The sequence below is a fragment of the Mycobacterium sp. BK086 genome, from assembly GCA_004362315.1.
In the GTDB taxonomy this organism is placed as follows: domain Bacteria; phylum Actinomycetota; class Actinomycetes; order Mycobacteriales; family Mycobacteriaceae; genus Mycobacterium.
In genome coordinates, this window is sequence record SNWL01000004.1 from 594,192 (window position 1) to 607,043 (window position 12,852).

The following is a 12,852-nucleotide window of genomic DNA, read 5'->3' on the forward strand; positions in this document are numbered from 1 at the left end:
GCCGTGGGACTACCCGGGGCGCCTTCGCTCGAGGCGCCGACGAAACCCGTTGGCTGGCAGCGGGTTTCCTATCGGCAACCTTGTTCGCATGCCCTGTCGAATCCGACGGTCCGGCCGATGCCGTCCCGGAACCCCACGTGACTATCGCGACTCCCAGACCCAGCGCGACCGCCAGTCCGCCGACACGTCCTACATACGCTGCCGCCGCCATCGTGTGCCCCTCCCCCAAGACGCGGTTTCACGATATCGACGCGATCGAGCGGAACTTCGCCAAATCACCGAAATACTCGACAAGACACTGTGTGATCAAGTGTATGGTCCAGCGAATGGCGACGTTGGACGACATTGACCTTGCCGACCTGGATCAGTTCACCGCCGGGTTCCCCTACCGCTTCTTCGACGTACTCCGCCAAGACGCACCGGTCTGGTGGCATCCGCCCACCGCACACACGCCGGGCGGTGAAGGCTTCTGGGTGCTCAGCCGCTACGCCGACATCGTGGCCGCGGCAGCGGACGCGGAGACGTTCTCGTCGGAGACCGGTGGCGATCGCGCGGGTGGCGGGACCACGCTGGAAGACATGCCGATGGAGTTCGCCGTCGGCGCGCTGCTGAACATGATGGACGACCCGAGGCACGCCCAATTCCGCCGCTTGCTGACACCGAGCACGACGCCGCGCGCATTGCGCGCAATCGAAGATGATCTCCGGCGCCGGACGATCGACATCGTGGATGCCGCAATTGCCAAGGGCGAGTGCGACTTCCTCATCGATGTGTCCGCCGAGTTGCCGCTCCAGGCGGTCGCCGAACTGGCGGGCGTGCCGCAGTCCGATCGCCATGAGTTGATGAACTGGGCGAACGTCACCCTCGACTACGAGAGCCGGGAAGTCGGCGAGATCAACGATCGCGTGGCGCAAGCACAGACGCGGATGTTCGCCTACGGCACAGAACTGTTGGTGCGCAAGCGATCCGAACCACCGACCGCCGATCTGCTGTCGATCGTGACGCACTCTCTGATCAATGGCGAGCCGCTCAGCGAGAACGAGCAGCGCCTGTTCCTGAGCCTCATCATCGCGGCGGGCAGCGAGACGACACGTAACTCCATCGCCATCGGGATGGCCGCGCTGAGCGAGCGGCCGCAGACGTGGGAGCGGCTGCGCGACAACCGCGATCTGCTTCCGTCGGCGGTCGAGGAGCTGCTGCGCTGGGCGTCGTCGACGCCGTACAACCGGCGCACCGCCACCCGAGACATCGAGATGCACGGCCAGCGGATCAAGGCCGGTGACAAGGTGTCACTGTGGTGGGCGTCGGCCAACCGCGACGAGACCGTGTTCACGGACCCCTATTCCTTCGACATCGAGCGAAATCCCAACCCCCACCTGGCTTTCGGGCGCGGGGTTCACTTCTGCCTCGGCGCATCGCTGGCTCGCATGGAGATGCGGGTGATGTTCGACGTGCTGCTGGACCGCGTCGCGTCTGTGACGCTGACCGGACCCATCGAGTACGTTCGCAGCAACAAGCACAGCGGCGTCCGGCATATGCCCGTCACCATCCAACCTCGTGAGGACTGACCCGTGTCCATTGCCGAGCAGTACATCGAATTCGTCAACCGGGCCGACATCGACGCGCTCATGAGTTTGTTCTCGCCTAGCGCGTCACTGTTTCACCCTGCAGGGGAATTCACCGACACCGCCGCAATCCGCAACTTCTACGAGTCCGTCGTGTTCGCGGGGCAGGCGGTCACCGAGATCCAGGCGACGTTCGCCGACGGCGACACCCAGATCCTGCAGATCAGGGCATCCAGCCCGCTCGGCGAGCCGGGAAACTACGTCCACGCCGCGGATGTCTTCAAGATCGAAGCCGGGCTGATCGAGCGTCTCGACATCTACTACCGCTGAGCCGCGCCGTCGATCAGCTGGCGAACTGCAGCGTGATCACGGCGTCGCTGGCGATGACTTGGCCGGGAGCCGGGACCTGTGCGGCAATCGAATTCTTTCGATACGGCGCGCCCGGGATATCAGCGGCCTTCTCCAGCACACCCGTCCAGCCGATCGTGCGAAGGGCTGGTTCCGCGTCGGCCCAGTACATGCCTCGCAGGTCGGGCATTACGAGATCATGCGGACGCGTCGGTGTCGTCGCCACAATCGTCGGCGCAACCGCGGTGGTGGTGGTCGAATCGGTGGCCACAACGGAATGCCCGCCGGTCGTACACGCTCCGAGAACGCAGGCCGTCGACGCCGCAAAGATCAGTGCGCGTAGGGCTTTCATGTCTTCGGGTTGCCGTCCTCGTCCCAGTGCGCGGCAACCTTCTTGCTCGGCTGCACGCGCGGCGGCTCGCCCGGCATCTTCGGAGTGTCCCCCATTACAGCATTGTGCTGTACAGCAACAATGCAGCACACGTCGGAGCGTTGTGGGCGATGTTATCGGGCGAGTTTGACGCATCCGGACATCGCCGACCGTAGCAGCGATGCGGCCTGCCGGGCGACTGCAAATACTCAGTTGACCTCGCCAATAAGATGTGCCCCATGGAGCCGCGCTCACTCAAACGGCTGCTCAATCTCCCGAAGAACGAGCGGAATGCCGTCGTCGCTGAAGGGCTCCGGCTTCTCGGCGACTACGTCGAAGAACTGCAGGCGGACGCTCAAGACATGCACGACAACGGCCGATCCCCAGCAGCCGCAGTGCTCGATGTCTTCACCGCTGAACAGGCTGCGTCCTTCATGATCCTCCTGGACTTGGTACGCGCGGGGTGGGACGCCGACCAATTGCGAGTGAACGAACAGATCAAGAGGTTTCAGAATCACCTTGCCCGAGGCCTATACGTCGAGGCGTACAGCGGCCTTCCGGCGACGCTCCGAGAGTTGCGTGAATACCTCACATTCCACCGGCGCTCTCACTATCTAGATGGCCCAAACGACGTCGACTGGATTTTCCGGAACGACATTCTCGAAAAGCGCGAGGGGCCTCTCTACGTCGACTACATCGCATACGAGACAGGCGGCAAATGGGAGACACCCCTCAGCCGGGACCATTCCTACCGGATGGTGCCCAAAATCGTCGACGTAGTTCGAAGCCTTCACAGAGCCGGCATCTCTCAGGAACAGGCCCTCAACCATGTTGCAGATGTATGGCTACATGTCGACTTAGCCGATCTGGACATGCATTGGCAAGATGTTCGAAAAGCGAACATCGAGGTCCTCACCCGTACTGGCGTTACTGAACAAACCAAACTCGACGCACAGCAAGCGGTCGAAGGATGGATTCACCCGCTAAACATGTTGGAGATGAGTTTCATTGAGGTCACCCCTAGTGAGCTAGAGGCAGAACGGGACCACTGGTTAAACGCGCAGTGGTAAACGTATCTAGCTCCCGGTGGCAGCAGGGTATGGGGTGATGCACTCCTACTGTGCGACGGGTCCGCGACAACCCGATTCGACACCATTAAATTGGCAGCACTTCGTCGGCCGCCGCTAAAGCACGACTCCGAACGCAGTACCACCGCGACCGACGTAAGCGAAACTTTGAGGTGGCACTCCCGAGGGGAGAAGGTCTGCTATCGGAATCGGTGTCGCGAGGCGTGTCGCCCGCTTAATTTGTATTCCGGCACCCACCGAGGTAGCGGCGTAATAGCGGTAGAAGTCCGTGCGGTCGATGCAGCCTACTGTCTTGAATTGTCTCCAGAGACTTCTGGGCGAACCAGTCACTGTTGAACCAACTTCGAAGTAACCAACGATCCGCTTCACCGGCGCAGTTGCGTAGACCCAGACGACCGTGACGTCGTCTGCCAGTCGCCGCTTGCGGAACTCAACCCGCTTTCGCCCGTCCATGATCGCATCGGCGTACTTGGGGTGAACCGACATGACTACCTGTCGACCAGTTGCTGGTGAATCCATTGGATACCCACCCCTTTCACCTGTTGAACGGTTTGTGGTGGTGCCTTCAATACTCCGCTCGCCTGCAATTCGGGCAGGGTCCACGGCGGATCCAGAACCCAATCTCGCCGGAAAAGTATGACGAGCACCTGGGATGGGTGCTGTGCGAGCTTCTCAACGTCTTCGGCGGTGTACACGGTCCGACCACCGACCATATTCATGACGTCTTCGGCCGATGCTGTCCGGTGGGTCTCTTCTGCGACACCAATAACTTCCACGGTTTTGAAGCCGCCCGACCGGTAGAACAGGATTACGTCACCTGGCTCGATGTTGTTGGCCGACGCATTGCACAGGTATGCCTTGCGAAGCGCGTTCCCCCACGGCCTAATCTTCTCTCCCGCAAGGTCAGGAAAGACTAGCTGGCCCCCTGGCCCCGACATCGCGCACTCTGGGAAAAGCTGATTGTGCCAATGATTGCGGATGGGTACGACAAACGCGGAAGCTTGCGGTGAAACGGCAGGAGGACCGTAGCGGATGTGATAGTCCAGCGGAGTCAACGCCTCATCGCGCGGCCAGAACACCTTCGCCAGCGCGATCTCGCCCCTCGGTGACTGCCCTGCAGCGACATAGCCAAACTGGCCAAGGAACTCGATCAGAGGTTGATGACGGTCCCAGACCTCCACGTACGCACTGCCAACGTGGTGGTCATGGTGTGATTGAAGAACGGCCTTCAGCAGCAATTCGCCGTAGCGGTTTCCTGAGAACTGTTGCGCCACCTTGAAGGTTGATATCTTGCTGACCGGCTGCGTGAACCCGTATTGGCAGTCCTGTTCGCTCACTTTCACGATGGCTATCGCGGCATACTTGCCGTTCTCCTGGACAACAAAGCACTCGCGGTTGCCTGAGTCTCCCTGCACTTTCGTTATCCACGCATCAAAGTCGTCGTAGTCGGCACGGATGCTTGCAAAAATCTCCTGCTCCACGTCGAGCGCGTAAGACGGCACGCTGTCGACTTGGGGCGGTGGAGGTATAGCTGTCGGCTCGAAGCCCTCAAGCATCGCCACCGCGTCGGCGAGCGTCAGAACTCGCTCCCCCACACCCACTCGGCCAGCCCTCTTCCGCAGCCGGCTGTCGTCGCTGACAAGGAAGTTGACTGAGTTTGCATGCAGCGACGCCAAGATGCGACGGTCGCGGTGGTCGTTCGTGTTTGGCTCGACGCTTCCAAGCTCAGTGTCGATAGAGGAATGAATTGGCGTCTCAGCCACGGTTTCAAACTTGTCAATTTCAGCGAGCCGTTGCTTTACGCGAACGGCATCCTTACCCTCGGCAAGCTCGTCGCGACTGGCAGGGTGAACAAAGATGTAATGGCGCTGCTTCATGGCCAGACGCATGAACATAGCCGCTGGACCCATCCCAGGTTCCATTTGTCCTGCAAAGGGCTCAAGAGCGATAAATGCGTTCGTATCGAGAAGGAATCGTATCGGCGTAGGCGTATCACCTGCACCTTTGACCCCATCTGACACATTGGGATTATCGCCTGCGCGCCACACTTTCATTCCGCGACACGCCTTTAGCGGCGACATCACGATCAACGTCGCGGGACGCGATTTTGACCGTCCCCCGAGTTCGCCAACTACCACCACGCGCGGGCGCATACACAGGCAGCACGGCCACGCCTGTGATGCGCCCTGAGCTAATTGGCTATCAAAGTCTTGTCGAGGGGAAATCAGCCTGATGACGTCGCAATCTCGTTGACGGTCCAGAGATTTGACCTTCACCGCTTCAGCCCGCAGGCAGTCAGTTCGTTCCAGACCGCTCGTTCAGACAGCGATAGACAGTCGCCCGGCTAACGCCCAGAGCAGCGGCAATCGTGCTAGCTGGCTCGCCGCTCGCGTGCATACGTTGAGCCAGAGCAGCTTTCGTGACATCAAGCGCCTTCGGACGACCGATGGCTTGCCCACGGGCGCGACGCGCTTCCCGCGCTGCTGACCGACGTTCTCGACCCAGCTCCAACTCGAGCTCGGCGAGACTGGCCAACACACCGGCCACCATGCGGCCCGTGGCGTTCGATGTGTCTATACCTTCACGAAGCGAACGCAGCACGATCCCGCGCTCCCCAAGATCGCGGATTGTTGTCATCACTTCCGCTGCGTTTCGGCCTAACCGGTCGATGCCGACAACGACGATGGCATCTCCTGCGCGCGCGTAGTTTAGGAGCGCGTCGAGACCTGGACGCTGCTCACGCGTCGACGTTCCCGACAACTTGTCGCTGTATACGCGGTCTGCACCGACTCCAGCCGCAGTAAGTGCGTCAATCTGCTGATCCAAAGATTGATGGCCAGTACTAACCCTGGCATAGCCGAGTTCGGCTGCGGTCGTGGTCGGAGCGGTGCTGATTGCCATACATCCAGCGTCTCAAAAGTTCCAGAAACATTCAATATGAGACAATCATTCTGAGCCATCTTTTGAGACAAGTTGACATGGGGCTATATGTGCTGTCGACGATCTCATCTGGCCGCCTCAATTCCAAAGAATTGAGACACTCCGCCTGCCAAGTTCAGCCCGGCGCCCTTTTGACGTCCACCGAGCGGTGCCATGCCCGTATCGGGGGCGTCGAGGGCGATCAGTTCCAGAACTGAACGCTTGTGACCCCTTGCACAAAATTGACGCGCCATTCACGATGTGCGCTGACGGCAGACCCCGGTGCTGCTTCACCAACGCGTTCGGTTGAGACACATATGGAGGAGAAGTGAGAAATTACCAAGGCGGAACCCAGAAATGGTGCCCCAAATGTGAAACCATACGTGTCGTTAAATCCGTAGGTCCATCATCTCTCGGTGCGAGATCTGGCCAGCGCTTCTATCGAAAAGAGCATGACGATATCCATTATTTCCGGAGAGGTCAGGAGTGCCAAACCTGCTGGCACGAATGGCTATCCGCAGAGGTCCCCGAAGATTTCATCGACGAACTCGTTGAGCTGAGGGAGGCTCTCAGCGATATCAAAGAGAACGTCGAAGCGTATTCTAAAGAGTCGGAAAATGCCGCAAAAAGCCTGGTGAGCCTAAGTAAGTCATTGAGCGATTTAAGAGCGTTAAACATTTATAAAAAACAAACTTGAGACTCGTGCCACGTCATGACGACGAGGATTCGGCAGGCTGGTTTGGCACCGTCCCGGCCCGCTGCAGGGGAGTTCAACCCCGATCACCATCTTCCAGTGGGCCCAATCTGCAGCCTCCGTTTGCCGACTTGGTGAACCTGACACCCTGAAGAGACCTAACCTTCGAAGTCATGTCGACAGCGCAGATCGTCACCGCATCGTCTGGCAGTACCCAACGGAACCTGCCAAGACTGCGCAGGTTCGCGGATCGGGTGCTGAACGACCGTACTTTGCTCGCGACCGCAAGCATCACTGCCATCGCAGTGACCTGCTTGCAGAGGATTCACGAGATAATTCCGTTCGGATACGAGGTTGGCGTCTTCGTCGCGGCAGTCGCCTTTGCCTACGTGGGCGCTTGGGTATTCAACTGGGTGATAATTGAACGCCCTCGCGCGAGGCGTTTAGGCGACATATACCGCATCGCTTGGCCGGCCCTCAGTATCGCGGCGTGGAGCGGTCACAACCTCATCATGGAGCTCGCGTGGATGGCGAATGCCGACGCAGTCAGGGACCCCTGCGAATACGACGTACAGGAGCTCTGCAACCAAATCCCTTACGGCTACTACATTCTAGGTACTGAACCCATTGAGTTGATCAACAGCCTGATGGACATCCGAAACTCGCGCCTGCAAGCTGTGTCGTCCTTTCTCGCCGGCGCCGACCATGAGCTACTCGTCGCGTTAGCCGAAGTGAATGCAACAGACTGGGTGATCCTATTGCCCATGCAGGACTTCTCCGTGGACGGCGGGCCGTCGTGGGTTCTCAGTGTCGATGACCCACCGCGCCATCTCACATTCGGAGACATCGCTTATCAGAGCCGCAACATCGCCAAGTATTTCGAAGCGACGGAGAGGTTGCGCCAGTGCCTTGATCATCTGAAGTACGCTCCAGGGCCAGTTGGACCCGGTGTCACGTCAGAGCGAGCGGTGTACTGGCAATCAGAAATAATGGAAACGAAAGCGACCCCGTGGCATAGTCAGGCTCGCAGAGATGTGCCGGTACCAACAGTTCGGCTGCGGAGATCCGAGAACCCAACGGCGGCTAGACAAACCGACACCACTTCGGAGACAACTAGTGTGCCGGATGCATCGGAATAGAAGCCGTCGAATGGGTGGGCCGCTCTCAGCAGCGGCCGCAGTTCCGAACCAAGGGCGTCGTTCGGACGAACTCGCTCACCATGTTCCACCACACCGCATCCACTGGATGATTCGATGACCTGATGGGCGTGATGAAAAATCGACAGATTGATCTGAGCGAGCGTGGATTCGGTGAGGTCGACGGTGGTATCTGCCTGGCTCACATTACCGATGCCTGTCTTGTGTCCCGCCTCGAAGAGAGCGTCGCCGACTACGAATGCAGAATCTGCGACCGGGCAGAGGCCTCGGACGCTGGGACACCGTTCGCGGTACCGGTGGAAGAACTCATGCACGTAGTAGCCGAAACCGTCCGCCACTTTTACACTCCCGCGAGCGCAGTGCTACCACGCGACAGCGAGGACGGTTCGCTCGTCGGACCACAGGATGAAACTTGGGATGTCGTCGCCGACATCACCGTTGGGGCATTCGAAGACGATCACGTTGATGCCATCAACGAGCTGATCAGCGACGCCATCGGCTACGAAGACTCATGGACATCCTGGTTCGCAGACGGTGATGTCGACGGCCTCGAATTCGCATGGACCCAATTTATGCAAATTGCCATGCACGAGTCTCGGATGATCGTCGGGTTGGGCGCCACCGGCGACCCACCTGGCAAGCTGGCCAATTTCCTCAACTCAGTACTCCTCTACGTCGAATCAGACCTCGGCCTCGTGACGCAGTTACCCATGGGGAGTGCCTTCTACCGTGGCCGGCTATGCGAGGACGCCGGTAGTCTTAGGCGACACAGTGACGACTTGGGACCTGCTCCCCGAAGGCGGGCGAGGTCAGCAAATCGAATGTCGCCAGCAGGAGTCGCACTGTTCTATGCGTCGGGCGACCCCCAAACGGCGCTTGCCGAAATCGCCGGCCACGGTATCGAACCGCTTGCAGTAATCGGCAAGTTCACTAACACGCGGGAACTCCGAATTCTTGATTTGACCAGATCGCCCAGAGCTATTTCCCCGTTCTGCCTAGACAAGCGTGAACATGCCCGGATGGCCCGATTCCTGACCTCCTTCGTCAGCTACATCACGGCGCCGGTCATCCCCGACGAACGACAACACGTTGAGTACGCGCCGACTCAGCTACTGACCGAATACCTGCGATGGGTCCCCGAGCCGAAGTTAGACGGCATCGCACTCCCGAGCGCCCAGACCGGAAATAGCACGTATGTGCTCTTCTTAGGCCGAGAAGACTGCGCCACAGTTGACGATCCAGCCGCCGCAAACGAAGTACACGACCCCTACGACCTCGGCAGCGCACCGACGCTGCTGCTTGACCCCGAAGCTGTCATCACCTACCGGGTCGGGCGGCAATATTCGGGGGTAGACGCCGGTCCGTGGAACAGGGCCAGACCGCCTTGGCCGGGCGGGTAGAGGGTGGGCCGATTCGTTGGACCGACCCACCCCACAGGCCACCTTCAAATGTCCTGCACTCGAACATATTTCGAGAGAGAACACCTTTTGCATTCTGAGCAAGTATTATTTCGGCGATGCGCGGTGCGAAACCACTTGCCACACACAATTTCTCGCATCGAAATACCATTAGACCAGAGTCGCTCCGTTCGGGTCGGCACCGCTTGACAATGCGGGTCGATTCCCGACGCCTCCACCGTCCCACCGGGGGTGGGTCGAAACTTCACCCTCACTGTGAGGTCACTGACCAGGTCGGGTCAATCCCTCCCCGATTGCGTCGTCACCAAAATGCAATTTGCAACAACCGAAGGTGACAGCGCGATCACCCAGTGCTGTCGAACCTTTCATCGGGAACCGGCCGGCGAGCTGCAGAAGATACCCGCCAATCCATCGGAACCCGCTGCAGCACGCAGCGCTCGCTGGCCCTTCGTCCTACAACCCACCATGCCCGGTGTAGGCCAGGAAGCCACTAACCTGCTACGGCATGGCCCTGTCGTCTGCTCCGGTACGCCCCTGCCCCCTCCCCTCTAGGGGGAGGTAGGGCGGGGACGAGAGCACGGGGGCTTTAGCTGCGGTTATGTTCGTCCCTCCGTCGGTTCGTCCGGTGGGGACGCGGACGACCGCCGCGCTTTGAGTGCTGGTCCGATCACGTCGTTCCGGAATGAGTAGCCGCTGGTGCGCAGTGCAGTTCCGGCAACGTCGCGACTTGCTTCGAGAGGGACGTGCAGCTTGTCCAGCGCCTCAATGCATTCGGCCAGCTTGTCGTTGGCGGTGGCTGGAAGGTGGCGCGTCGGGTTTGCATGGCGGCGCAGATAGATCTTCTCAGGGTGGTCGAGTCCCCGGCCTTTGTCACGGCTCAACGCGATGTCGTCGCCGGCGCGCTTCATAATCCAGGCCACATCAACGTCGTCGCGCTTCGCCGACGAACCCCGCGCCCCCTTGTTGGAATCGTGCCCTTGATGATCGAGCCGCAGAACGGTCCGCCCCTGCCGACGCAGCGGCATCATCGTGAAGTTGTACAGGTTGCGCCAGGTGTCTGCACTGTCCTCTTTACCCTCCACAAGGCGCGAAATGGTGTCGAGCACAATGAGTTGCGGCTCGTACACTTCGGCGGCGAGCGCTATTCGTTGGCCGCCTGCGGCAGTGTCCAGCGGAGGCAGGTCGGGGAAGGAGAAGTAGTGCAGCGGTCGGCCCGCGAGGTCTGCTGGACTATGCCCCATTCGCCGCAGCCGGTTGGCCAACTCCGCTACCGGATTTTCCATGTCGACGTACAGCACGGTGATCGGCTCGCGGGGTGGTTGCCCGAGCACCGTTGCTCCCGAAGCCAACCCGACCGCGATCTCCAGCATCAGCAGCGACTTGCCGGCGGCCGCCTGCGCAACGAGAGAGCCTGATTCCCCTTCGTTGAGCAGACCGGGGATCACCGCCGTAGCCGCTACTACCGCGTCTAGACGTGACCAGTTGATCGGCACGAACCCGACGTCCAATACCTCTTCGCCGATCACGCGTTACCCCCTTCCGGCCCACTGTGCGGATCGTGGATGTCCTCCACTGCCCTTCCAGGGGCTAAGGGTGCGACAGAGTTCCGCGTATGACCCTGCGGGCGCTTGAACTTCCGCCACTGCGGGTTAACCGTCGACTCAGGAAATCCGGCGATGACGAGTACACAGGCTTCACACGGTGGACGCAGTCCTGTCCAGCCGCCGCCGTTGTGCTGATGCCCCCACGCGGCCTGCGCCGCGCAGCGGTCGCACAACCCCTCGTACAGATAGATGTGCTTGACGATGTCCCACCTGGTAGCTTGGCGAATCGTCTCCGCAGCAACGTGATTCGGTCGTTTGACCGTCCCCGAGCGACTTTTCACGCTGCACCGCCGACCGGCGGCGAGACGGACGCATCGGCACCAGTCCGCTCAGTGCCGCCCTCTGGTCGTGGTCGTGGCGCCATTCGTCGTCGCCGGCGCGCCTGTGCACTAAGAAGTGCCAAGCGTGCATAGTGCGCTTTACGCGCATGTTCTGCGCGAAGTGCCCGAACCTCCGGCGGCAGTTCGCCTTTAGGGTCTACCAAGCGCTCGAAACTGTCGAAGAACGCCCTGCGTGCGGGCAACGTACGAGCCGCCCGGTCATCGGTCTTTGCCCATGATTCGTGGGCCGCAATCGTAGAACGGGTCGTCCGCTCTGAACTGGTGAACACATACACCTCGTGTAAGACGTGCTGAACCAGACCACCTGAGGCTCATTGGTGGTCTGTCTAGGCACGTCCTCCGAGGAGGAAAATTCAATGCTGTACGTGTCTAACGAAGGAGCCGGTGCAGACTGTACATGAGTGCACTGACTCGATCCAAACCGGCCAAGTTAGACTCGGTCCCCGCGCCTGAGGCGGCGTGACGCCTCCCGAGCTCGCTGGTCGGCAGCGCTGGCGCCGTACCGTTCCAGCATCGTGTCAGACCGCCAGCCCATGAGCCGCTTAAGATCTCGCTCTTGGCCGCCCGCGAGAAGGAAGTCGTGAGCGTTGGTGTGGCGGAATCGGTGCGGGAACACAGCTTCCGGATCTAGACCCGCCGCCGCAGCTCGGACTTTGAGCCTCTCACGTACGCCGTCTGCCGTGAGTCGTCCGCGCTCACCGAGAAACAGCGCGGAGCTGGATGCGTGCCGGTGCTTAGCGCGTTCACGGAGGTAGCGGTCCAGCGCCTGCCCCGTCCTGGCGCCGAAGTACGCGTTGCGGGTGCGCGAACCCTTCCCCGTGACGCGGACAGTTTCGCCGTCCAGGTCAAGGTCGGGCAGTTCGATCCCGGTCGCCTCCGAGACACGGATCCCGCAATCCATCAACAGACGGATGATGGCCTCGTCGCGACGTTCCATGAATCCCTTGCCCTTGCAGGCGGCGATCAACGCGGCGAGGTCGTCGTCCGTGAATACGGGAACGGGAGGTGGCTCCGGCTTGTCGATACTGATGCCGGCAAGGGGGTCACTGTCGATGATGTCCTCGGCGAGTAGCCAGTTGACGAAGCGTCGCAGCCCACGCCACCGAGTGAGGATCGTCCCAGCGGCCAGATCGCGACCTCGTAGGTAGTCGAACCATTCCAGCACCATGTCCCGGTTCAGGCTGACGACGTCTACTGGGTGGCCCTCCTCGACGAGCCACCGGCTGAAGTACGTGATGCTCTGCCCGTACAGCGCCACCGTGCGGTCCGCCTTGCCCGCGACGCGAAGGGAGCGATAGAAGCTACTCCGTAAGGATTCGAGCGTCTCAGGCACCCGAATAGGTTATCG

General features: G+C 60.5%; 12 protein-coding genes. 6 read left to right on the top strand and 6 right to left on the bottom strand.

Annotated elements, in window-relative coordinates; all coding sequences use genetic code 11:
* Window positions 1–326: 326 nt before the first annotated feature.
* Window positions 327–1,568: a cytochrome P450 gene (locus tag EV580_RS13635; protein WP_133691702.1), complete on the top strand. Its 1,242-nt coding sequence runs from the start codon at window positions 327–329 to the stop codon at window positions 1,566–1,568.
* Window positions 1,569–1,571: 3 nt separating this feature from the next.
* The gene (locus tag EV580_RS13640) at window positions 1,572–1,895 is read left to right on the top strand and encodes a nuclear transport factor 2 family protein (RefSeq protein WP_133691703.1); all 324 of its coding nucleotides are present in this window, start codon (window positions 1,572–1,574) and stop codon (window positions 1,893–1,895) included.
* Between the two features lie 13 nt (window positions 1,896–1,908).
* Here the strand turns inward: EV580_RS13640 and EV580_RS34630 are convergent, their stop codons facing one another.
* On the bottom strand, window positions 1,909–2,265 hold the full coding sequence (locus EV580_RS34630; protein ID WP_133691704.1) for a PASTA domain-containing protein: 357 nt from the start codon (window positions 2,263–2,265) through the stop codon (window positions 1,909–1,911).
* 257 nt (window positions 2,266–2,522) lie between these two features.
* Between EV580_RS34630 and EV580_RS13650 the strand changes: the two genes are divergently transcribed.
* Window positions 2,523–3,353: a hypothetical protein gene (locus EV580_RS13650; protein ID WP_133691705.1), complete on the top strand. Its 831-nt coding sequence runs from the start codon at window positions 2,523–2,525 to the stop codon at window positions 3,351–3,353.
* A 114-nt stretch (window positions 3,354–3,467) separates the two neighbouring features.
* On the opposite strand, the gene EV580_RS13655 is transcribed toward EV580_RS13650, so the two are convergent.
* The 3 genes from EV580_RS13655 to EV580_RS13665 are packed head-to-tail and all read right to left on the bottom strand — an operon-like array spanning window position 3,468 to window position 6,272.
* Window positions 3,468–3,890, bottom strand: coding sequence for an ASCH domain-containing protein (locus EV580_RS13655; RefSeq protein ID WP_133691706.1), 423 nt, complete (start codon window positions 3,888–3,890; stop codon window positions 3,468–3,470).
* On the bottom strand, window positions 3,860–5,647 hold the full coding sequence (locus EV580_RS13660) for a GNAT family N-acetyltransferase (RefSeq protein WP_286171558.1): 1,788 nt from the start codon (window positions 5,645–5,647) through the stop codon (window positions 3,860–3,862). The genes EV580_RS13655 and EV580_RS13660 overlap by 31 nt, the downstream gene beginning before the upstream one ends.
* Before the next feature lie 19 nt (window positions 5,648–5,666).
* Complete coding sequence (locus EV580_RS13665; RefSeq protein ID WP_133691707.1) at window positions 5,667–6,272, bottom strand: recombinase family protein; 606 nt, start codon at window positions 6,270–6,272, stop codon at window positions 5,667–5,669.
* Between the two features lie 346 nt (window positions 6,273–6,618).
* Here EV580_RS13665 and EV580_RS13670 point away from each other — a divergent pair, with 346 nt between their 5' ends.
* From EV580_RS13670 to EV580_RS13680, 3 genes are all read left to right on the top strand, one after another.
* Window positions 6,619–6,987 (top strand): hypothetical protein, encoded by a 369-nt coding sequence (locus EV580_RS13670; RefSeq protein WP_133691708.1) that lies wholly within the window; start codon window positions 6,619–6,621, stop codon window positions 6,985–6,987.
* Window positions 6,988–7,157: 170 nt separating this feature from the next.
* On the top strand, window positions 7,158–8,123 hold the full coding sequence (locus tag EV580_RS13675) for a hypothetical protein (RefSeq protein WP_133691709.1): 966 nt from the start codon (window positions 7,158–7,160) through the stop codon (window positions 8,121–8,123).
* A gap of 122 nt (window positions 8,124–8,245) precedes the next feature.
* Window positions 8,246–9,541 carry an RES family NAD+ phosphorylase gene (locus EV580_RS13680; RefSeq protein ID WP_133691710.1) on the top strand — a complete coding sequence of 432 codons (1,296 nt, stop codon included), beginning with the start codon at window positions 8,246–8,248 and terminating at the stop codon, window positions 9,539–9,541.
* A 614-nt stretch (window positions 9,542–10,155) separates the two neighbouring features.
* On the opposite strand, the gene EV580_RS13685 is transcribed toward EV580_RS13680, so the two are convergent.
* Window positions 10,156–11,085 (bottom strand): AAA family ATPase, encoded by a 930-nt coding sequence (locus tag EV580_RS13685; RefSeq protein WP_133691711.1) that lies wholly within the window; start codon window positions 11,083–11,085, stop codon window positions 10,156–10,158.
* Window positions 11,086–11,934: 849 nt separating this feature from the next.
* Complete coding sequence (locus EV580_RS13695) at window positions 11,935–12,837, bottom strand: tyrosine-type recombinase/integrase (protein ID WP_133691712.1); 903 nt, start codon at window positions 12,835–12,837, stop codon at window positions 11,935–11,937.
* Window positions 12,838–12,852: the final 15 nt, after the last annotated feature.

What these genes read in the sequence shown, in the direction of transcription:
- EV580_RS13650 (WP_133691705.1), top strand. Translation starts at nt 2,523, where the DNA reads ATGGAGCCGCGCTCACTCAAACGGCTGCTCAATCTCCCGAAGAACGAG.
- EV580_RS13635 (WP_133691702.1), top strand. Translation starts at nt 327, where the DNA reads ATGGCGACGTTGGACGACATTGACCTTGCCGACCTGGATCAGTTCACC.
- EV580_RS13655 (WP_133691706.1), bottom strand. Translation starts at nt 3,890, where the DNA reads ATGGATTCACCAGCAACTGGTCGACAGGTAGTCATGTCGGTTCACCCC.
- EV580_RS13665 (WP_133691707.1), bottom strand. Translation starts at nt 6,272, where the DNA reads ATGGCAATCAGCACCGCTCCGACCACGACCGCAGCCGAACTCGGCTAT.
- EV580_RS13680 (WP_133691710.1), top strand. Translation starts at nt 8,246, where the DNA reads ATGGGCGTGATGAAAAATCGACAGATTGATCTGAGCGAGCGTGGATTC.
- EV580_RS13675 (WP_133691709.1), top strand. Translation starts at nt 7,158, where the DNA reads ATGTCGACAGCGCAGATCGTCACCGCATCGTCTGGCAGTACCCAACGG.
- EV580_RS34630 (WP_133691704.1), bottom strand. Translation starts at nt 2,265, where the DNA reads ATGAAAGCCCTACGCGCACTGATCTTTGCGGCGTCGACGGCCTGCGTT.